This is a genomic window from Agromyces zhanjiangensis (genome assembly GCF_040496055.1).
Lineage (GTDB): Bacteria > Actinomycetota > Actinomycetes > Actinomycetales > Microbacteriaceae > Agromyces > Agromyces zhanjiangensis.
In genome coordinates, this window is the sequence record NZ_JBEPKB010000001.1 from 529,487 (window position 1) to 548,980 (window position 19,494).

A 19,494-nucleotide genomic window follows, 5' to 3' on the forward strand; every position below is an offset into this window, starting at 1 on the left:
AGCGGTGCGAGCATGACCGCATGACAGCCCAGACGGTGGACGAGTACGTCGCCTCCTTCCCCGACGAGGTCGCCGACCGCCTGAGGCGCGTGCGCGCCGCGATCGTCGCCGAGGTCCCACCCCCGGCGGAGGAGAAGATGCGGTACGGCATCGCCGCCGTCATGCTCGGCGGCCGGTACGCGCTGCACTTCGCCGGCTGGAAGCACCACATCGGGCTCTACCCCGTGCCGACGCTGCCCGAACCGCTCGAGTCGGAGGTCGCTCCGCTCCGCACGGGCAAGGACTCGGTGAACCTCCCGCACAGCGCCGAGCTGCCCGTCGAACTCGTCGGCCGCATCGCGGCGGCGATCGTCGCGATGCGCGGGGCGTCCGCGGACTGACCGTTCGGCGCGCTCAGTCCCCGCCCACGCCGCCTCCCGGCCTGACGAGCCCCGCTTCGTAGGCCGCGATCACGAGCTGCGCGCGGTCGTGGGCGCCGAGCTTGGCCATCACCCGGTTCACGTGCGTCTTCGCGGTGTGACGGGAGATCACCAACCGCTCGGCGAGGTCGTCGTTCGACAGGCCGCCGGCGACGAGCACGAGCACCTCGTGCTCCCGGTCGGTGAGCGACGCGAGCGCGGCGCCGAGCGCCGACGTCGCAGCCGGGGCCGGCACCGGGCCGGGCCGCACGTACCGCTCGATGAGCACGCGGGTCGCGGATGGCGAGAGCAGCGACTCCCCCGCGTGCACCGTGTGCACGGCCTCGACGAGCGCGTCGGGGTCGGTGCCCTTGCCGATGAAGCCCGACGCCCCGGCGTGCAGCGCACGCACGACGTTCTCGTCCTCCTCGAACGTGGTGAGGATGAGCACCCGCACGTCGGAGAGGTCCGGGTCCGCGCCGATCCGGCGCGTCGCCTCGATCCCGTCGAGTCCGGGCATCCGGATGTCCATGAGCACGACGTCGGGTCGGAGTTCGCGGACGAGGGCGAGCGCCTCGTTCCCGTCGGCGGCCTCGCCGACGACCTCGAGGGTCGGCTCGACGCCGAGCAGCGCGGCCACCGCCTGGCGGATGAGCGGCTGGTCGTCGACGACGAGGATCCGGGCGGTCATCCTCGGGCCTCCGATGGCGGAGCATCCGGCCCCGGGGCATCCGCCTGCCCGACCGCCCCACGTGGCCCCACGGGGAGTTCGGCGCGCAGGCGGAAGACGCCGTCGTCCTCGCCCGTCGCGAGTGTGCCCCTGACGGCGGCGACCCGCTCGCGGAGGCCGAGCAGTCCGTGGCCGCTCGACGCGCGCTCGGTGCGGCCGGGGTCAGGCCCGGCCGCGACCCGCGCCGCGTCGCGCGACGCGGCGTTCGTCACGGAGATCGCGAGCTTCGACGCGCCTCGCTCGACGAGCACGTGGGCGCGCCCGTCGGAACCGTGCTTGCTCGCGTTCGTGAGCGCCTCGCGGACCACGAGGTACGCTGCGCGGTCGACGGTCGGAGGCACGTCGCCCGCGTCATCGGCGACCTCGAGGCGGACGGTCGCGCGGAGGCCGGCGGAGGCGAAGTCGTCGACCAGCCGGTCCAGGTCGGCGAGGCCGGCCGCCGGGGCCGAGGGCGTCGCGTCGTCGGAGTCGGTGCGAAGCGTGGAGAGCAGGTCGCCGATCTCGCCGAGCACCTCGCGTGCGGCCCGCGCCGCCGTCGCGACGGAATCGCGCGCACGTCGGAGGTCGGGCTCGCGACCCTCGGCGATCGCGCGCTCGGCGACGCTCGACTGCAGGTTGATGACGGCGATCTGGTGGGCGACGGCGTCGTGCAGGTCGCGCGCGATCCGCAGCCGCTCCTCCGCGACCCGACGCCGGGCCTCCGATTCGCGGGTGGCCTCCGCCCGCTCGGCGCGCTCGGCGAGCGCGGCCACGTACGCACGGCGCGAGCGCGTGGCATCCCCCGCCGCGGCGGCGAACGCGAGGAGCGCCGGCACGGGGATCAGCCGCGGATCGAATCCGGCGCCCGCGCCCGCGACGAGTTCGACGCCGATGAGGAGGACGATCGAGGCGACCACGACGACGAGGACGGTGCGCCGCGGCGACCGTGTCGCGAGGACGTAGGCCGCGATGGCGGCGGGCACCACGAACGGCAGTGCGCTTCCGACGATCAGCGTGCCGGCGGCCATGAGCGCCCAGACCACGCCGTACGTGACGATCGGGACACGGCGGCGCAGCAGGAGCACGGGCGCCTGCGCGAGCGCGAGCGCGAAGGCGACCGGCGACTCGACCGCGAGGAACGCGGGCGTGGGGCCGCGGTAGGGCGCGCACGCCGACGCGATCGCGACGACCACGACGACGACGTCCCACGCCCAGGCGGGCAAGGTCCGGTGCGCTGCCACCCGGTGGGATGCGCCGAGCCCGCTGACGCCGTCGCTCATGCCTCGATCCTCGCGCATCCGCGTCGTCGCGGATGGGCCGGGCACCCCCATGCCCGACCCATCCGCTCATCCATCGCGCCGTCTCCTACTCGTACCGGAGCGACTCGATGGGGTCCTGCCGGGCGGCGCGCCCGGCCGGGATCGTGCCGGCGAGGAAGGCGATCGCCATCACCAGCACGATGATCGATGCGACCGAGATCGGGTCGAACGCGATGAGCGTGAGGCCCGGGAGATCGGCGAACATCGTGGTCGCGAGCGCGTCGCCGACTGCCGTCCCGGCGACCATTCCCAGCACGACGCCGACGGCGGAGCCGAGGAAGCCGATGAAGGTGGCCTCGGTGCTGAACAGCCCGAACACCCGGCCCGAGCCCATGCCCATCGCCTTCATCAGGCCGATCTCGCGGGTGCGCTCCTGCACCGACATCAGGAGGGTGTTCACGATGCCGAAGCCAGCGGCGAGGAGCGCGATGACCGCGAAGGCGTTGAGCACGAGCACGATGCCGTCGATGACCGACTGGAAGGCGCCGATCTGGTCCTCGACCGTGGTCGCGGTGAACCCGGCCTCGTCGAGGTCGTCCTTCAGCGCCTGCGTCGGCGTCTCGCCGAGTTCGGGGTCGAACGTGACGACCGCCGATCCGTAGAGGTCGGTCTGCCCGATCGCGCCCGTCGCCTGCGCGGCGTAGAGCTCGTCGGTGAGCGCGGTGTTGGGCGAGACGCTGTTCCCGCTGCCGATGAGGCCGGCCTCGGAGACGCCGACGACCTCGGCCATGACGACGTGCTCGACGCCGGTGGCATCCGCGACGCCGAACGCGACCTCGCTGCCGAGCGCGTCGGCCTGCGAGTCGAACCCGAGCGGCTCGACGAAGTCGACGGGGATCGCGACCTGGGCTGCGGCCGCGTCGGCGTCGGGCTGCTCGCCCGAGGCGAGCACGAGCTCCATGCCCGGGATGAACGACCCCACCGAGACCTCGTAGCGGGTGCCGTCGTCGTGCTGGACGTAGTCGACCGACACCTGCTTGAGCGGTTCGACGGCCTCGACGCCGTCGATGGCCGCGATCGTCGCGAGGTCGTCGTCGGTGATCGGGTCGATGCTCCGGCCGCCGCCCGGTCCGTCGGCGCCGAGCCCGGAGGCCGTGACGGCGTCCGGGTCGTACTCGCGCGGGCCGTCGTCCGTCGTCTCCTCTGCCTGGTGCGCGACCGTCATGACGTCCTCGGCGCCGATCTCGGCGACGGTCTGGTCGATGTAGCGGTTGATCCCGGTGCCGAGCCCGGTCGTGATGGTGAGCGTGAACGCGCCGATGAAGATCGCGAGCACGGTGAGGATGGTGCGGGTCTTCGACCGGAAGGTGTTCGCGACGGCCGAGCCGACGACGTCGGCGGGGGTCATGCGGCCACCTCCTCGGACGGGCGACCGGGTTCGCCGGTCGCGGAGGCGGTCGCGGCGGCGGTCGGCGCGGTGGCGGATGCCTCGATCCGGCCGTCGCGCACGGTGATCCGGCGGTCGCAGCGCGAAGCGAGCTCCTCGTCGTGCGTGACGACCACGAGCGTGATCCCGCGCTCGCGGTTCAGTCCGAACAGGAGGTCTTCGACGGCGGCGCCGGTCGTCGTGTCGAGGTTGCCGGTCGGCTCGTCGGCGAAGATCACCTGCGGGTCGTTGACGAGTGCGCGGGCGATGACCACGCGCTGCTTCTGCCCGCCCGAGAGGTCGATCGCCTTGTTCTTGGCCTTGTCGGCGAGGCCGAGCTGCTCGAGCACGGCCATCCCGCGGCGCTTGCGCTCGCCCCGCCCGACGCCCGCGATCTTCAGCGGGAGGATGACGTTCTCGAGCACCGTGGCGCTCGGGGTGAGGAAGAACTGCTGGAACACGAACCCGAAGGTCTGGTTCCGCACCCGGTTGAGCTCGCGGCCGCGGAGGCGGTCGGCCGGAACGCCGTTGAGCTCGACGCTCCCGGAGGTCGGACGATCGAGCAGCGCGAGCAGGTGCATCAGGGTCGACTTGCCCGAACCGGACTTGCCGACGATCGCGAGCGACTCGCCGGCGCGCACCTCGACGTCGACGCCCTTGAGCGCCTCGAAGCGGGTCGGACCGCGGCCGTAGGCCCGGTGGAGGCCCTCGACACGCAGGACTGGGGTGGACATCGTGCTCCTCTCGGCGGGGCGATCGCCGAGTGCGGCGACCGTGCTTCGAGTCAACGCGGTGCGAGCGGATGGCGCGTCCTCCGATCGCCCGATCTTCGGGTACCGCGATCGCAGTACGCGCCGGCGGCGGCACGCGCCGCCCTGGTCAGGCGGGCTCGCCGGGTGGCAGTTCGATCCCCCGCTCCGCGAGCATGCGCCGGTAGTCGGAGACCTTCGCGCGGATCACCTCGCGCGCGGCGATCAGCTGCTCGATCTGCTCGTCGAGCGAACGCGCATGCGCCTCCATCAGTGCGACCCGCTCGCCCTCGTTCCCGCGCCCGGCGCGGACGAGATCGGAGTACGCCGCGATGTCGGAGATCGGCATGCCGGACTCCCGGAGCCGCGCGAGGAGTCGCAGCCAGCGCACGGCGTCCTCGCCGTAGACGCGACGGCCGGTGGCGGTGCGCGGCACGTCGGCCGGGAAGAGCCCCTGCGATTCGTACCACCGAAGCGTGTGGACCGTCATCCCGGTGCGGTCGGCGAGCTCGCCGATGCTGTAGGTGCGCTCCGCGGTCGTCGCGTCGATGGCCATCGCCCCTCCTTGACTTCGAGTGCACTCGAGATCCTAGCCTCGGGACATGGTCACCACACAGGACATGATCGCCCGCCAGCACGCGCTCGATGCCGGGTTCGGCTATCGGACCACTGCCGCCGAGGTGATCGCCGGGCACGACCTCGCAGGGAAGCGCGCGATCGTCACCGGCGGGTACTCGGGGCTCGGGCTCGAAACCGTGAAGGCGCTGTCCGCTGCCGGGGTCTCGGTGCTGGTCCCCGCTCGGCGTCCAGACGCGGCATCCGCTGCCCTGGCCGATCTCGACGGCGTCGAGGTGCGCACCATGGACCTCGGCGATCTCGACTCGGTCGCGACGCTCACCGCCTCCGTTCGGGACGACGGCCACCCCATCGACCTCGTGATCAACGTGGCCGGCGTCATGGCGTCGCCCCACCAGCAGACGCCGCAGGGCTGGGAGTGGCAGTTCGGCACGAATCACCTCGGCCACTTCGCCCTGGTCGGCGGCGTCGCCGACCTGCTCGCCGACGGCGCGCGCATCGTCTCGTACTCATCGACGGCGCACTACCGCTCCCCCGTCAGGTTCGAGGACATCGACTTCGAGACGACCCCGTACGACCCGTGGATCGCGTACGGCCAGTCCAAGACCGCCAACGCCCTCTTCGCCGTCGGGCTCGACGCGCGCGGCGGCTCCCGCGGCATCCACGCCTACTCGGCCCACCCCGGCGGCATCATGACCGACCTCCAGCGCCACATGCCGCGCGAGGAGCTGGTGGCCCGCCAGTGGATCGACGAGGAGGGCAACCCGAATCCGCTCTTCAAGACCCCGGCCGAGGGTGCGTCGACCGGCCTGTGGGCCGCGACCGCGCCCGAGCTCGAGTCGCGCGGCGGCGTGTACTGCGAGGACTGCTCCCTCAAGGGCGTCGTGCCCCCGGATCACGCGGACCTCCGGACGGGCGGCGTCAAGGAGTGGGCGATCGACGTGCCGTCGGCCGAGCGGCTGTGGGAGCTCTCGGTCTCGGCGACCGGCGTGGACCCGCTGGGCTGATCCCCGGGGCTGCCGCGGCGCGCCCGACGACGGACCCTCGATCCACGGGTCGGTTCATCCGAAAGTATGTTTCGGCCTCGCCACTGGGCGCGCAGCATGTGCTCCAACCGGGAGGAGAGCACCTCAGCGCCCTCCTCCGAATCGGAATCGAAGGGGATCCGACATGAAGAAGGAACCGCGATGACCTCGAACACCCCGAACCCGCCCGCGCAGACGATCCGCGAGGAGTCGAAGGCCGCCCTCCTCGGCACCGCGCTCGTGCTCGTGATGGCCGCGCTCGTCGTCGCAGCCGGTGCGATCCTGTCGGTCGCCGCCATCGTGCTCGGCGACACCTCGCTGCAGCTGCCGTAGCCGGATCGGCGCCCGGCTCAGGCCCGGGCGCCGTCCACGGGTCGCAGGGTCGGGGCGATGACGTCCCAGTGCTCGACGATCCGGCCGCCCTCGACCCGCCAGAGGTCGTTGAACACCACCGGCCCGCCGAAGTCGCCCTCGCACCGCGCGAACACGAAGTCGCCCTCGGCGACGACCTGCCGCCTCGCGACGTACGTGAGCCGGCGCCCGGTTTCCGCCCACGCGGCAACGGCCGCGGCCAGCCCGTCGAGTCCGTCGCCGACTTCCGGATTGTGCTGGGCGTAGCGCTCCGTCGAGACGTACTCCGCCCGCACCGCGCGATCGCCGCCGATGAGCACCCGATCGATCCAACCGACCACGAGCGCCCGGTTCTCGGCGGTCCGGTCGTGGCCGGTCGGCTCGACGGGGCCGTCGGTCTGCGATCGGCCGCCGACCGGCTCGTCCACGACCGGCGTGCGCGCGGCCCAGTGCTCGACGATGCGCCCGTCGACGAGGCGGAAGAGGTCGAATCCGACGAGCGGGACCGGACCGAGACCGTGGTGCAGGCCGTGGACGACGACGAACTCCCCCTCGGCGATCACCCGCACGGGCTCGAAGCGGTACGACGGGGGCAGCCCGCTCACCAACGCGCGCAGCTCGGCTCCGGGGGCGACGTACTCGTCGAGCGCCGCGATGTCCCGACGCCCGAACAGCGCGGACATGGCGGCGAGCACAGTCTGCTGAGGCGACACGGCGGATCCTCCCTCGGACTTCGACCCGGCGCCGGTGCACCGGGCGCGCACCCAACCGTAGGCACCCCGCACCGCGAGCGGAAGGGCGGCGTGGGCGGCCCCGCCGGATGCGGATCAGCCGCGCGGCGTCCAGCCCGGCGGCAGCGGACCGTCGACCGTCGCGCGCTCGATGTCGGCCTGCGCCGACCAGCCCTGCGCGGCATCCGTCGCCTCGAAGCCGCCGCGCGCGACCCGGAAGCCGACGTCCTCGTGGTGCATGCGCGGCGCTCCCCCGCGGCGCACCGACGCCCTGACGCTCCAGGCGTCGTCGGCGAAGCCGCCGCCGCGGAACACCCGGTACTCGTCGTAGCGGGCCGGGTCCAGAAGGTCCCAGCACCACTCCCACACGTTGCCGAGCGTGTCGAACAGCCCGTTGAGGTTCGGCAGCTTGCCGCCGACGTCCTGCGGGGCGGTCACGCCGTCGGCGCTCGTCCACGCCACGTCGTCGAGCGGGCCGTAGTGCGGGGTCGTCGAGCCGGCGCGGCACGCGAACTCCCACTCCGCCTCGGTCGGCAGGCGGAACCCGTCGGCGTCGACGTGCCAGGTCACCTCCTCGCCGTCGAACGCGTAGGCGGGGTCGAGCCCCTGCCACTCCGACGCGGCGTTGCAGAAGCGGATGGCGCGGAGCCAGCTCACGCCCGTCGCGGGTCGGCGCGGGTGCGTCGCCGTCTCACCGAGGAGTTCGGCCAACTGCTCCTGCGTGACCGGGTACACGCCGATCTCGAACGGCTCGATCTCGACGGTCCACCGCAGCCTGCGGCGGGCGTCGTGCATCGCGACGGTGCCGCCGTCGATGCGTGCGAGCTCGATGTCGGCGGTCATCGGGGCAGTCTTGCACGTTCGACGAAGGCCTACCCGATCGCGTCCGCGTATCCGTTCGCGATGCCCGCGACCTTGTCGACGTACGACTCGAGGTGGTTGTACGAGAAGACGGCAGCGCGCCATCCCTCCGGGGTCGTCATCGGGCCGGACGCGCACAGGTAGCGAGCGGCGGCGTAGGCGGCATCGTCGATCTGGCTCGGGTCGGCCGCGCCGTCGCCGTTGGCGTCGACGCCCCACTGCTCCCACGTCGAGGGGATGAACTGCATCGGCCCCACCGCGCGATCCCACCTGGCATCGCCGTCGAGGGCGCCGCCGTCCGTGTCGTGGATCGCGGCCACGCCGTCGCCGTCGAGCGCCGGGCCGAGGATCGTGGGCTGGACGACCCCGTCGGCACCCAGCACCGAGTCGCCATGGCTCCCGTGCGACGACTCGACCGCGCCGATGGCCGCGATCGTCGTCCAGTCGATGCCGCACGTGGGCTCCTCGGCGGCGATCGAGACGTGCGCGAGCGCGTATGCGGACAGGGCCCTGGCCGGGATGCCGGTCGCCGAGGCGACGGACGTCAGCCAGTCGGACTCGACCTCGGGCTCGGCCTCGGGTTCGGGCTCCACGAGGGGGGCCACCTCCGACCCGGTCAGCGCGTTCGGGTCGTCGGCCGCCTCCGCCCCGGCGCCGACCTGGGCGCCGCCGTCGGCCGGCGCCGCACTGACCGGCGGAAGGGGCGCCCCCCGCCCCGATGCGGAGGGAGCGGCGAATCCGCCCGGCTTCGCCGCGACGCCCCAGACGGTCACCGCGACGACGGCACCGACCACGAGGACGACGACCGCGGTCACGAGGCCGAGGTAGCCCGCGACCTGCAGGAGGACCTCGCGCCCGGACGCACGCCGATCGGGATCGCGCCGGCGATCGCCGGCGGATTCGTCGTCGTCCCAGGTCATCGGTCGCAGCTCCGTTCGGGCGGTGGATCGAAGTTCGTGCCCGCCGGGTCGGCCTCGTCGCCGTGTGCCGGAGCATCGCGCCGCGACCCGTCCGATCAGGCTACCCGCGCTCCGAGCGGCTCCGCCTGAGAAGGTGCCGTACGTCCGGGCTACGAGCCATCCGCCGAGGAGTTCGGTATTCAGTGTTGCTATCCACCGGTACTCTTGGTTACTATGTACCGGTACTCAGCAACACTGATTAGTCGAGGAGGCCCGATGGGCAAGCAGGCGACCGAGATGCTGAAGGGCACGCTCGAGGGCATCGTGCTCGCGGTCCTGTCCGGCCGGCCCGCCTACGGCTACGAGATCACCTCGTGGCTGCGCGAACAGGGCTTCACCGACATCGCCGAGGGCACCATCTACGCCCTGCTCGTACGCATCGAGCAGCGCGGCCTCGTCGACGTCGAGAAGGTGCCGTCGGAGAAGGGACCACCGCGCAAGGTGTACTCGCTCAACGCACGGGGGCGCGACTCCCTCGACGAGTTCTGGAGGACGTGGAGCTTCCTCGCAGCACGCATCGAACAGCTCCACGACATCGAACCGCTCCACGAAGAGGAGAAGTGACCATGGCCGCGAAGTGGATCGAAGCCCTCACGGGCTCGCTCGAGCAGAAGAAGCAGTACCGGCAGTACAAGGCGCGCATCGCCGCCCTGCCCGAGCCGTACGCCGGCGCCGCGAAGGCGTTCGAGCGGTACTTCATGTACTACGGCGGCATCACCGACGGCGACACCCTCGTCACGATGCTCGGCGACTTCGCCGACCTGTTCGAGCGCGCCGCCATCGACGGCACGCCCATCGGCGACATCGTCGGCGACGACCCGGTCGGATTCGCCGAGACGTTCACCCAGGCGTACGGCGGAACGCAGTGGATCGACAAGGAGCGCGCACGCCTGACCAGGGCGATCGACGACGCCAAGCGCGACGAGGAGGAACCGCGATGATCGCCGCAGCGCCCGCCGCACCCGCGGCGCCGGCAGCGCAGGCGATCCGCATTCAGGGCATCGAGAAGTCCTTCGCCGACGTGCACGTGCTCCGTGGCGTCGACCTCGAGGTCGCCACGGGCAGCATCGTCGCTCTGCTCGGCTCGAACGGGGCCGGCAAGACCACCCTGGTGAACATCCTCTCGACGCTGCTGAAGGCCGATGCCGGGACCGCGACCGTGCAGGGGTTCGACGTCGGGGCCGCGCCCGCCGAGGTGCGACGCTCGATCAGCCTGACCGGGCAGTTCGCCGCGGTCGACGAGGTGCTCACCGGCCGCGAGAACCTCGTGCTCGTCGCGCGGCTCCGCCACGTGGAGGACCCGGGCGCCACCGCCGACGACCTCCTCGAGAGGTTCTCGCTCTCCGAGGCCGGAGGGCGCCGAGCGGCGACCTACTCGGGCGGCATGCGGCGCCGCCTCGACATCGCGATGAGCCTGATCGGCGACCCGCCCGTGATCTTCCTCGACGAGCCGACGACCGGGCTCGACCCGCAGTCGCGCATCGAGGTCTGGAAGGCGATCCGCGCCCTGGCCGACGGCGGCACGAGCGTGCTGCTCACCACCCAGTACCTCGACGAGGCCGAGCATCTCGCCGACCGGATCGCGATCCTCCACGAGGGCGCGATCATCCGGAACGGCACGCTCGCGGAACTCAAGCGGTTGCTGCCGGCCGCGAAGGTCGAGTACGTCGAGAAGCAGCCGAGCCTCGAAGAGGTCTTCCTCGCCCTCGTCGGGGAGCCCGCCCGGGCCGACGAGCCCGACCCGGCGCCCGGGAAGGAATCACGATGACCACCCATGTCCTGAGCGACACCCGTGTCCTCACCGCGCGGTCGCTCACCCACATCGTCCGCAGCCCCGACACGATCCTCACCACGGCGGTCACGCCGATCGCGCTGATGCTGCTGTTCACCTACGTCTTCGGCGGCGCCATCCGGACCGGCAGCTCGGAGTCGTACATCGACTACCTGCTCCCCGGCATCCTGCTCATCACGATCGCCTCGGGGGTCGCCTACACGGCGTACCGGTTGTTCCTCGACCTGCAGGGCGGGATCTTCCAGCGCTTCCAGTCGATGCCGATCGCGAGGTCGAGCGTGCTGTGGGGGCACGTGCTCACCTCGCTCGTGGCCAACCTGGTGTCGGTCGCGATCGTCGTGGGAGTCGCCTTCATCATGGGCTTCCGCACCGGGGCGTCCGTCGGCGCGTGGCTCGCGGTGATCGGCATCCTGATCCTGTTCACGCTCGCACTCACGTGGATCGCCGTGATCGCCGGGCTCTCGGCGAAGACCGTCGACGGGGCGAGCGCGTTCAGCTACCCGCTGATCTTCCTCCCGTTCATCAGCTCGGCGTTCGTGCCGACCGACTCGATGCCGGGGCCCGTCGCCTGGTTCGCCGAGAACCAGCCGGTGACCTCGATCGTCGACACGACGCGCGCACTGTTCGCGGGCGAGCCCGTCGGCACCGACATCTGGGTCGCGCTCGCGTGGCTCGTCGGCATCATGGCGGTCGCCTTCGCGTTCGCCATGCGGATCTACCGGCGCAAGGCCGCGTAGGCCGGCTCGAGACGGCGAGCGGATGTCCCGGGGCGCGTGCCCCGGGGCATCCGTCGTCGTCGCCCGTTCAGTCGAACGGGGTCGCGGTGTCGCGCGGGTACGCGCCGCCCGCGAGCTTCACGAGGCGGGCGTGCGCGTACTCGCACACGAGGGCGTGGCGGTAGACCATGCGCGGCACGTCGACGTTGGAGTCCATCCAGAGGCTCATGCCCGCGAGCTTCCAGTGCCGGAAGGTGTCGTCGTCGGTGACGAGCGCGAGGATCTCGAGGAACGAGTCGTCGAAGCGGATCGAGTGCACGGCGCGGCGGTACTCCTCGACGGTGAGCGCCATCGAGAACGGGATGTTCATGACGCAGAGCGCGGTCTGGATGTCGAGGCGCAGCAGCCGGCGACGACCCCGCTCGGCGTCGAGCGGTGGCACGTCGAGCTGCGAGAAGTCGAGCGTCTCGGGCTTGGCGAGCTTCACGTCGTCGAGGGCGATGAGCACGTCGTAGACGTTGACGTCGTGCTCGACGACGGCCTGGTCGCCGAGCCCGGAGAGCTTCTCGGGCCGGAGCGTCACCGGTTCCATGTCGACCGGGGTGTTCCGGATGATGAAGTTCACGAGGTTCGTCTCGACGACGAAGTGCCGGATCAGCAGGTCGACGGCATCGGGCGAGACGAATCGGCGGAGGAACCACACGCAGAGGACGTCCATGGTGTGCAGCGGCATCCACCGGAACGGCAGCACGCGCTTGACGATCGAGATGAGCGCGACGAGCACCCGTGAGACGACGCGCGCGATCGGGTAGAGCCACCGCCGCGACAGGCGCCGCTGGTCGTTGATGATCTGCCGCACGAGCGCGCGGTCGAGCGGCACCGACGGGTCGGCGTAGACCGCCTGCCACATGCTCGGATCGGAGCGGACGTACTCGGGGACCCTCGGCACCTGCATCTTCGGCACCTGCACCCTCGGCACCTGCACCTTCGGCATCTTCGGCACGTCAGCGGTCCAGCTCTTCGAGCTGCAGCGCGTAGAGCCGCGCCACGACCTCGGCGCAGCGGACGATCTCGTCGGCGGCCGCGTCGTCGATGATGCCCGAGTCGAGGATCGCCTGGAGGTCGCCCGTGTGCGCCCCATCTGCCTCCTGGTGGTACTGCATGAAGTGCACCTGGTTGTCGGCGAGACCGAGCACCTCCTGGAACCGCGCCGCCCAACCCGCTGCCCGCTTCGCGCCGAGTCCCTCGATGATGAACATCGCGCCGAGGAGCCCGACGGGGTTCGGCCGGTCGGCGTAGGTGAACATGTAGCCCGAGAGCGCCTCGGAGCCGAGGTTCTTGCGGCCGGCGCGGAGCTCGTCGAGCGATCCGCCGATCGCGACGTAGTCGCGCTCGAGCATCAGGTAGTCGCGGTGCTCCTCCTCGGCGTGCTTGATCGCCGCGGCGCGGAGCGTGAAGTGGTCGATGTCGAAGTTGGAGGCCGCGCGGCTGATCCACGGCGACCCGTCGACGACCTGCTGCCGCAGGTTGTAGAGCAGCCGTCGGTAGTCGTCGATCGTCACGGTGCCCTCGGCGAGCGCGCGGAGGATCGGCACCCGGTCGAGGCGTTCCTCGAGCTCGACCCACACGTCGGCGAGGCGGTCGGAGAGCGCGGCGGGGTCGGCGGGCGAGGCCGCGCCCGAGGCATCCGTCGTCGCGGCGGCGGACGTCGTCATGTCGGTCGTCATGTCGGGGCTCCTTGCTGATCGGGTGGGGCGACCACGGTGAGGTGGGCGAAGGCGAACGAGAAGCGCCCCGATTCGGGGACGGCGAGCAGGATCGTCTCGCCGGGCGCGAACCGGCCGGTGCGCCACGCCTCCTCGAGGGCGATGAAGATGCTGGCGGCGCCGGTGTTGCCGCAGGTCTCGAGGTTCGAGAACCAGCGGTCGGTGTCGAGCGTCGGGATGCGCTTGCGGAGCCCGTCGAACGCGAGGTCGCGGAACGCGTTCGTGCTGTAGTGGCAGACGACGTGGTCGAGGTGGCTCACGTCGACGAGGCCGATGTCGACGAGCTGCTCGAACTCGCGGAGCCCCGCGCCCGCGAGGTCGTCGAGCACGCTCACGTCCTGTCGGAGCACGAACATGCCGGATGCCTCGGCGTCGCCGATGCCGACGTCCTGCCAGGTGCGCCCGACCTCGGGTTCGAGCCCGTCCATGCCCGCACGCATGCAGACGTCGTGCTCGTGCGCGAGGGAGACGTGGCGCACCCAGTCGACGCGGAGCGACGGCCGCGAGGGATGCGGCTGGAACTCGACGACCACGGCGCCGGCGCCGTCGGAGAGCATCCACCGGAGGAAGTGCGAGTCCATGCCCGCGCGGATGCCGTCGAACCGGCGCTGCCTGAGGCTGCGGCTCGCGAGCTCGGACCCGACGACCGCGACGCGCGGATGCTCGCCGAGCTTGACCTTGCCCACCGCCGCGTCGAGGGCCTGCAGGCTCGAGGCGCATACGCCCGACGCCGACAGCAGCTGCATGGGCCCGCCGCCGAGCCGGCCGTGGACCATCGACGCGAAGCCCGGCACGAGCACGTCGCCGATCGTCGTCGCGGTCGCCAGCATGCGGAGGTCGTCGGCGCGGATGCCGCGGTCGTCGAGCGCCGCGCGGAGCGCCTTCACGGCGAGCTCCTCGTTCAGCTCGGTCGGCTCGCCGTCGTCGTCGAGCGCGTAGTGCCGCTGCCGGATGCCGTTCTGGTCGAGGATCATGCCGCGGATCCGGGCGGTGACCGGATCGTCGCCCCCGAGGCGCGCCACGATGCCGTCGTTGTCGACCGGATCTCCCGGAAGGTACCGGCCGAAGCCGGTGAGGTACGCAGACGCCGTCGTGCCCATGGGATGACAGTAGGGCACGGGGGTGTCACGGCCGTGGCACCCGTCCACGGGACATCCGCGATGCATTCCGCATGCGCCGCGGATGGGAGACTGATGCGGCGGCGGCGGACGCCGGATCGCCGTGAAGGTTGGGGTACGAGACGAGATGATCACCGACGCCGCACGCGAGTTCCTGGCCGAGCGCCACCTCGCGACGCTCTCGACGATCGGCCGTGACGGCCGGATCCACTCGGTGCCCGTCGGGATCACCTACCTCGACGGCATCGTCCGGGTGATCGGCAGCCGCGGATCGCAGAAGTTCCTCAACGCCGAGCGCCACGGACGCGCGAGCGTGAACACGGTCGACGGAGCGAGGTGGATCAGCTTCGAAGGGCCGGTCCGCATCCTCGCGGATCCCGAGGCGGTCGCGTTCGCCGTCGAGCTCTACGCCGCCCGATACCGCCAGCCGCGCCCGAATCCGAATCGGATCGTGCTCGAGCTGACCGTCGAGCGGGTGCTCGGTTCGACCGGCATGCGGCCGGACGCAGGCTGACCAGCACGCTATTCGCCCGAGACCGGGCCCGATCTACCCCCCGTTCGGGTCGATGTTCAGGGATCTGAACGCGCGACAGGTTCTCCTGCGTCGCGAGCGTGCCTAGCGTCGATCCGACGGCCTCCCGAGGGGGGAACGGCCGAACGACTTGGAATGGGAACGACGCATGAAACGACGCATCAGACGCGCGGGCGTGGCCTCGGCCACCGCGCTCCTCACCGCGGCCGCCGTGTTCGGCAGCGCACTGGTCGCGCACGCCGACACCATCGCCGATTCGATCCAGGCGTCGGATGCCCCGCTGACGCTCGTCGCTGGAAGCGCGACGACGCAGGGCGCCGGAATCCGTCTCATCGCGAACAGCGCGGGAGGTGGGGGCGGCATGGGAGGCGACCCCGATGACGGCTGCAATATCGACGCCGGGGACGCGCCGCTCGTGCTCGACATCGTCACTCCCGCAGGGGTCAACGCGAACCCCGATCCGCTGGAGATCACGTCGTGCGGCGTCTTCTTCACCGTCACGTTCTCCGCCGAGTCCGGCGCCGAGAGCGGCACCGCCACGGCGACCATCCTCTCCGGGCCGGCCGGCGGAGGCAAGTACCTCAACGACGTGGTCATTCCCATCGTTGTGACCCAGCCGCAGCCGACGAACACGAAGCCGTCGGTCACGGTCCAGGGCGTCTCGGCCCAGCCCTACGAGATCGGCTCCGAGCCGACGCCCACGTGCGCCGTCACCGACGCCGAGGACGGCCCGAGCTCCTTCCCCGCGGTCGTCACCGGCACGCTCTCGCACGGCCTCGGCACGCTGACCGCCACGTGCGACTACACCGATCAGGGCGGCCTGGCTGCCGACACCGCGACGGTGACGTACTCCATCGTCGACACGGGCGCGCCGACGATCGGTCACACGATCGACCCCGCCACCCCCAACGCCGCCGGCTGGTACAAGACCGAGGTCGACGTGACGTTCGACTGCGCCGACCTCGGCGGCTCCGGCATCCAGTCGTGCACCCCGAAGACGACCCTCGGCGAGGGCGAGAACCAGTCGGTCACGGGCACCGCGGTCGACTGGGCCGGCAACACGGCCACCGACACCGTGACGGGCATCAACATCGACCTCACCAAACCGACGGTCGGGTTCTCGGGTTCCTTCGGCTCGTCGCACTACTTCGGCGAGGTGCCGGCCGCCCCGACCTGCGACGCCTCCGACGAGCTCTCGGGCCTCGCGTCGGCGTGCACCGTCACCGGCTACAGCACGGCCGTCGGTCCGCACACGCTGACCGCGACCGCGACCGATCGCGCGGGCAACGTCGCGACCACGACCCTGTCGTACACCGTCCTCGCGTGGAACCTCGGCGGCTTCTACAGCCCCGTCGACATGGGCGGCACGTGGAACACCGTGAAGGGCGGCAGCACCGTGCCGCTCAAGTTCGAGGTCTTCGCGGGCGCGAAGGAGTTCACCGACACCTCGGTGGTCGACCGCTTCACCGCCACGCCGACGACCTGCCCGGGCGCCACGGCGAAGATCGACGATATCGAGTTCACCACCACCGGCGGCACTGCGCTCCGGTACGACGCCACGGGCGGCCAGTTCATCCAGAACTGGCAGACCCCGAAGAAGCCGGGCGCCTGCTACACGGTCACCATGACGACGGACGACGGGTCCAGCATCAGCGCGAACTTCATGCTGAAGTAGGCACGGTCGGCCCCTCCCCGGGATCGAGGGGGTCGCGAGCATCGCTCGCGGCCCCCTCGATGATGTTCGCCGGCGCTACTGCTCGAGCAGGCGGAACGCGCTGGCCCGATCCCGCACGGACAGCTTCCTGAGCACGGATGACACGTGCACCCGCACCGTCGTCGGCGACAGGAACAGCCGTCCGGCGACCTCGTCGGTGCTGTTGCCCTGGCGCAGCAGGTCCATGACCTCCCACTCGCGCGTGCTCAGCTTCGCCGCGGCCGGCGACCCACGCCCGAACCGCCGCCGGGCCGGCCCGCGGAACTCGTCGAGGATCCTCGTCACGAGTGCCGGTGGCATCGCCGCCTCGCCCGCGAGGACGCCGCGGAGCGTGTCGGCGAGCGACTGCGGCGCGGCATCCTTCAGGAGGTACCCGACCGCGCCCGCCCGGAGCGAGTCGAACAGGTCGTCGTCCTCGCGCGACTGCGTGAGCATGACGATCGCGGTCGTGGGGACGGCGCGGCTGATGTCGTCGGCGGCCCGGATGCCGTTGCCGGGCATGTGGATGTCGAGGAGCGCCACGTTCGGGCGGTGCTCCACGACGAGCGCGACGGCCTCGTCGGCGGTCGCCCCTTCGCCGACCACGCGGCATCCGCCCGCCTCGAGCCCACGCCGAACGGCGTCGCGCATCGGCGCATGGTCGTCGGCGAGCACGACGGTGATCGGTTCGGCTACCACGTGACCGTCACCGTGCTTCCGCTACCGGGAGCGGACTCGATCCGCATCGCCCCGGGCAGGCGCTTCGCCCGGTCGCGCATGCTGACGAGCCCGTAGCCGCCGGTCGTCCCCGCGTCGACGTCGAAGCCCGAGCCGTCGTCCTCGATCGTGAGCCGCCGCGCGCCGCCAGCCTCGAGGAGGCGCACGCGGACGAGCCGAGCGTCACCGTGCCGCACGGCGTTGACGACCGCTTCGCGCATGATGCGCACCAGGGCGTGCCGCTGGTCGCGATCGGCGGTGATGGAGTCGTCGAGGTCGACCTCGAGGTGCACGTCGTAGCGCCCCGCGAGTTCGCGCGCGGCGCGATGCAGCACGTAGCCGAGGGGTTCGTCGTCCACGCTGCCGAGCGCGTTGACCGCGGCCCTCGCCTCGTCGAGCGCGCGCACGGCCGCCTCCGAGATCTGCCGCTTCGACGCCGTCTGCTCGGGCAGCATCGAGGACTCGACGCGGATGTATGCCAGTTCCTGCATGACTCCATCATGCAGTTCGCGCGCGAGCCGCCGACGGTCCTCGACCACCGCGACCTGCGATTGCGCGCTCCAGTACAGCTGCAGCTCGCGGAGCGCGCCCACGAGCAGCAGCACGTAGCACGCCGTGCGAAGCGCGTCGCCCGTGTACAACCAGTCCGTGTAGAGCGACGGGTACAACAGGTAGTTGAGACGCGCGAAGCCCGCGAGCGTGCACGCGGGCGCGAGCCAGCGCAGCAATTCGTCGTTGCGGTGAGCCGCCTGCCGGGCGACGATCACCGAGGCGACGAGGAATGAGAGGGCCCCGACGGCCTGGCCGGCGATGAGCAGCGGATGCCCCGCGAGCAGGGGGTCGACCGCCGAGTCGTCCGTGAGATCCTCGCCGAGCGCGATCGGCAGCAGGTCGCCGGCCGCCCACAGCACGGTCGCGACGACGGCGATCAGCAGCACCGGCGCGGCCATCGTCCAGCGACGGAGCCACCGCGGGCCGATGCGGTCGCCGACGAGCGCCGCGGCGAGCACCGTGATCGCCCCGATGACCCGCATGGTCAGCGGCAGCCAGACGTTGAGCCGGCCGTCGCGGATGCCCACGACGTCCTCGATCACGTACGTGACCACGAGGCTCGCGAGGCCGAGGAGCACGAGCGCCTCGCACAGCAGCCAGTCCTGGAGCCGGCCCCGGCGGATGAAGCGATTGTGGAGCAGGTAGGCCACGAACAGGGCGACGCAGCTGTCGATCGAGTCGAGCACGAGATGCAGTGATCGGTTCGGGAACCCGAACGCGACGTACGGACTCCACAGCATGGAGGCCGTGACGAGGATGCAGAAGGCCCAGGTCGCGACCGTGAGCGGCGACCACGAGCGCGGATGCCTGGGGGTCGGCGTCGGGGCGGAGGGCGGCCGGCGGGAACCCGGTCGCACGCCACGTCTGCTCGAGGCGCCGGGCACCGCACAGCGAAGAGAAGCCGTCTCGACCTCGTCACCCACGAACGCACCCCCGGTTCGCCCTGCGCGCGGCGGCTGCGCCGCTCGGTGCAGCGATTCTAGTGGGGCCGACGGCCGAAGCCGGGTCGTTCGGGGCGTATAAGTTGTGCACAATTCAATTGTGTGCAATCATTCTGCGATGGTCGTGACGGATGAGATGGTGTGCTTCTCGCTGTACGCCGCCTCCCGGGCGACGACGCAGCTGTACCGCACGCTGCTCGAACCCTGGGGCCTGACCTACCCGCAGTACCTCGTGCTCGTCGCGCTCTGGCGCGAGGGCGAGCAGACCGTCACCTCGCTCGGCGACCTGCTGCAGCTCGACTCGGGCACGCTCTCGCCGCTGCTGCGCCGAATGGAGCAGTCCGGGCTCGTCGCTCGGGCCCGGAGCTCGTCCGACGAACGGGTCGTCACGGTCGCCATCGGCGAGCGCGGCACCACGCTGCGCGCCGAGCTGGCGCACCTCCCCGCCCGGATCGCCGAGGCGGCCGGGGTGCGCGAGGGCGACGCGGAATCGCTCATCCGCACGCTGCAGGGCGTCACGGCGTCGATGCACGCGGCCGCGGCGTCCGGGCCCGACGCGACCTCACCCGCCGGCGGCTGAGCCGGCTCACCTGACCTCGGCCGCCCTGTCGGCGGCCGACGAA

General features: G+C 71.6%; 23 protein-coding genes. 10 read left to right on the forward strand and 13 right to left on the reverse strand.

The features are described 5' to 3' along the window. The first annotated feature begins 20 nt into the window (after nucleotides 1-20). Entirely contained in the window at nucleotides 21-380 is a 360-nt protein-coding gene (locus ABME02_RS02525; RefSeq protein ID WP_353813698.1) for an iron chaperone, read from the forward strand. 13 nt (nucleotides 381-393) lie between these two features. Here the strand turns inward: ABME02_RS02525 and ABME02_RS02530 are convergent, their stop codons facing one another. The 5 genes from ABME02_RS02530 to ABME02_RS02550 form a co-directional block, all read right to left on the reverse strand. Continuing rightward, nucleotides 394-1,089, reverse strand: coding sequence for a response regulator (locus tag ABME02_RS02530; protein ID WP_353813699.1), 696 nt, complete (start codon nucleotides 1,087-1,089; stop codon nucleotides 394-396). Further along, nucleotides 1,086-2,387 carry a sensor histidine kinase gene (locus ABME02_RS02535; RefSeq protein WP_353813700.1) on the reverse strand — a complete coding sequence of 434 codons (1,302 nt, stop codon included), beginning with the start codon at nucleotides 2,385-2,387 and terminating at the stop codon, nucleotides 1,086-1,088. The genes ABME02_RS02530 and ABME02_RS02535 overlap by 4 nt, the downstream gene beginning before the upstream one ends. A gap of 85 nt (nucleotides 2,388-2,472) precedes the next feature. Continuing rightward, nucleotides 2,473-3,774, reverse strand: a complete 1,302-nt coding sequence (locus tag ABME02_RS02540; RefSeq protein WP_353813701.1) for an ABC transporter permease — start codon at nucleotides 3,772-3,774, stop codon at nucleotides 2,473-2,475. Continuing rightward, entirely contained in the window at nucleotides 3,771-4,526 is a 756-nt protein-coding gene (locus ABME02_RS02545; RefSeq protein ID WP_353813702.1) for an ABC transporter ATP-binding protein, read from the reverse strand. Before ABME02_RS02545 ends, ABME02_RS02540 begins: the two co-directional genes overlap by 4 nt. 145 nt (nucleotides 4,527-4,671) lie before the next feature. After that, nucleotides 4,672-5,097, reverse strand: coding sequence for a MerR family transcriptional regulator (locus ABME02_RS02550; RefSeq protein WP_353813703.1), 426 nt, complete (start codon nucleotides 5,095-5,097; stop codon nucleotides 4,672-4,674). 46 nt (nucleotides 5,098-5,143) lie between these two features. On the opposite strand from ABME02_RS02550, the gene ABME02_RS02555 reads away from it, so the two are divergent. Together ABME02_RS02555 and ABME02_RS02560 are read left to right on the forward strand one after the other, a co-directional pair. After that, nucleotides 5,144-6,124 carry an oxidoreductase gene (locus ABME02_RS02555; protein WP_353813704.1) on the forward strand — a complete coding sequence of 327 codons (981 nt, stop codon included), beginning with the start codon at nucleotides 5,144-5,146 and terminating at the stop codon, nucleotides 6,122-6,124. A 180-nt stretch (nucleotides 6,125-6,304) separates the two neighbouring features. Further along, nucleotides 6,305-6,475, forward strand: a complete 171-nt coding sequence (locus ABME02_RS02560) for a hypothetical protein (protein WP_353813705.1) — start codon at nucleotides 6,305-6,307, stop codon at nucleotides 6,473-6,475. Between the two features lie 17 nt (nucleotides 6,476-6,492). Here the strand turns inward: ABME02_RS02560 and ABME02_RS02565 are convergent, their stop codons facing one another. The 3 genes from ABME02_RS02565 to ABME02_RS02575 all read right to left on the reverse strand — a co-directional run bounded on the left by ABME02_RS02565 (nucleotide 6,493) and on the right by ABME02_RS02575 (nucleotide 9,005). Next, on the reverse strand, nucleotides 6,493-7,206 hold the full coding sequence (locus ABME02_RS02565) for a nuclear transport factor 2 family protein (RefSeq protein ID WP_353813706.1): 714 nt from the start codon (nucleotides 7,204-7,206) through the stop codon (nucleotides 6,493-6,495). A gap of 114 nt (nucleotides 7,207-7,320) precedes the next feature. Then, nucleotides 7,321-8,067 carry a formylglycine-generating enzyme family protein gene (locus ABME02_RS02570; RefSeq protein WP_353813707.1) on the reverse strand — a complete coding sequence of 249 codons (747 nt, stop codon included), beginning with the start codon at nucleotides 8,065-8,067 and terminating at the stop codon, nucleotides 7,321-7,323. Between the two features lie 29 nt (nucleotides 8,068-8,096). Next, complete coding sequence (locus ABME02_RS02575; protein ID WP_353813708.1) at nucleotides 8,097-9,005, reverse strand: lytic transglycosylase domain-containing protein; 909 nt, start codon at nucleotides 9,003-9,005, stop codon at nucleotides 8,097-8,099. Between the two features lie 255 nt (nucleotides 9,006-9,260). On the opposite strand from ABME02_RS02575, the gene ABME02_RS02580 reads away from it, so the two are divergent. From ABME02_RS02580 to ABME02_RS02595, 4 genes are read left to right on the forward strand one after another with little or no spacing between them, the layout of a single operon-like run. After that, on the forward strand, nucleotides 9,261-9,608 hold the full coding sequence (locus ABME02_RS02580; RefSeq protein WP_154347171.1) for a PadR family transcriptional regulator: 348 nt from the start codon (nucleotides 9,261-9,263) through the stop codon (nucleotides 9,606-9,608). A 2-nt stretch (nucleotides 9,609-9,610) separates the two neighbouring features. Continuing rightward, nucleotides 9,611-9,985 (forward strand): DUF1048 domain-containing protein, encoded by a 375-nt coding sequence (locus ABME02_RS02585; protein WP_353813709.1) that lies wholly within the window; start codon nucleotides 9,611-9,613, stop codon nucleotides 9,983-9,985. Further along, the gene (locus ABME02_RS02590; protein ID WP_353813710.1) at nucleotides 9,982-10,812 is read left to right on the forward strand and encodes an ABC transporter ATP-binding protein; all 831 of its coding nucleotides are present in this window, start codon (nucleotides 9,982-9,984) and stop codon (nucleotides 10,810-10,812) included. Before ABME02_RS02585 ends, ABME02_RS02590 begins: the two co-directional genes overlap by 4 nt. After that, nucleotides 10,809-11,573 (forward strand): ABC transporter permease, encoded by a 765-nt coding sequence (locus tag ABME02_RS02595; protein ID WP_353813711.1) that lies wholly within the window; start codon nucleotides 10,809-10,811, stop codon nucleotides 11,571-11,573. Before ABME02_RS02590 ends, ABME02_RS02595 begins: the two co-directional genes overlap by 4 nt. Nucleotides 11,574-11,640: 67 nt before the next feature. On the opposite strand, the gene ABME02_RS02600 is transcribed toward ABME02_RS02595, so the two are convergent. The 3 genes from ABME02_RS02600 to ABME02_RS02610 are packed head-to-tail and all read right to left on the reverse strand — an operon-like array spanning nucleotide 11,641 to nucleotide 14,418. Beyond that, entirely contained in the window at nucleotides 11,641-12,546 is a 906-nt protein-coding gene (locus ABME02_RS02600) for a DUF6999 family protein (RefSeq protein ID WP_353813712.1), read from the reverse strand. A gap of 10 nt (nucleotides 12,547-12,556) precedes the next feature. After that, entirely contained in the window at nucleotides 12,557-13,279 is a 723-nt protein-coding gene (locus ABME02_RS02605; RefSeq protein ID WP_353813713.1) for an iron-containing redox enzyme family protein, read from the reverse strand. Beyond that, complete coding sequence (locus ABME02_RS02610) at nucleotides 13,276-14,418, reverse strand: 3-oxoacyl-[acyl-carrier-protein] synthase III C-terminal domain-containing protein (protein ID WP_353813714.1); 1,143 nt, start codon at nucleotides 14,416-14,418, stop codon at nucleotides 13,276-13,278. The genes ABME02_RS02605 and ABME02_RS02610 overlap by 4 nt, the downstream gene beginning before the upstream one ends. 145 nt (nucleotides 14,419-14,563) lie before the next feature. Here ABME02_RS02610 and ABME02_RS02615 point away from each other — a divergent pair, with 145 nt between their 5' ends. Together ABME02_RS02615 and ABME02_RS02620 are read left to right on the forward strand one after the other, a co-directional pair. Then, entirely contained in the window at nucleotides 14,564-14,950 is a 387-nt protein-coding gene (locus tag ABME02_RS02615) for a PPOX class F420-dependent oxidoreductase (protein ID WP_353813715.1), read from the forward strand. 166 nt (nucleotides 14,951-15,116) lie between these two features. Further along, nucleotides 15,117-16,643 carry a PxKF domain-containing protein gene (locus tag ABME02_RS02620; RefSeq protein ID WP_353813716.1) on the forward strand — a complete coding sequence of 509 codons (1,527 nt, stop codon included), beginning with the start codon at nucleotides 15,117-15,119 and terminating at the stop codon, nucleotides 16,641-16,643. Between the two features lie 75 nt (nucleotides 16,644-16,718). Here ABME02_RS02620 and ABME02_RS02625 read toward each other — a convergent pair whose 3' ends face one another. Both ABME02_RS02625 and ABME02_RS02630 read right to left on the reverse strand, forming a co-directional pair. Then, a complete protein-coding gene (locus ABME02_RS02625) occupies nucleotides 16,719-17,360 on the reverse strand; it encodes a response regulator (protein ID WP_353813717.1) in 642 nt (213 codons plus the stop codon). After that, nucleotides 17,354-18,787: a sensor histidine kinase gene (locus tag ABME02_RS02630; RefSeq protein ID WP_353813718.1), complete on the reverse strand. Its 1,434-nt coding sequence runs from the start codon at nucleotides 18,785-18,787 to the stop codon at nucleotides 17,354-17,356. Before ABME02_RS02630 ends, ABME02_RS02625 begins: the two co-directional genes overlap by 7 nt. Nucleotides 18,788-18,989: 202 nt before the next feature. Here ABME02_RS02630 and ABME02_RS02635 point away from each other — a divergent pair, with 202 nt between their 5' ends. After that, a complete protein-coding gene (locus tag ABME02_RS02635) occupies nucleotides 18,990-19,451 on the forward strand; it encodes a MarR family winged helix-turn-helix transcriptional regulator (RefSeq protein WP_353813719.1) in 462 nt (153 codons plus the stop codon). The last annotated feature ends 43 nt before the right edge of the window (nucleotides 19,452-19,494 follow it).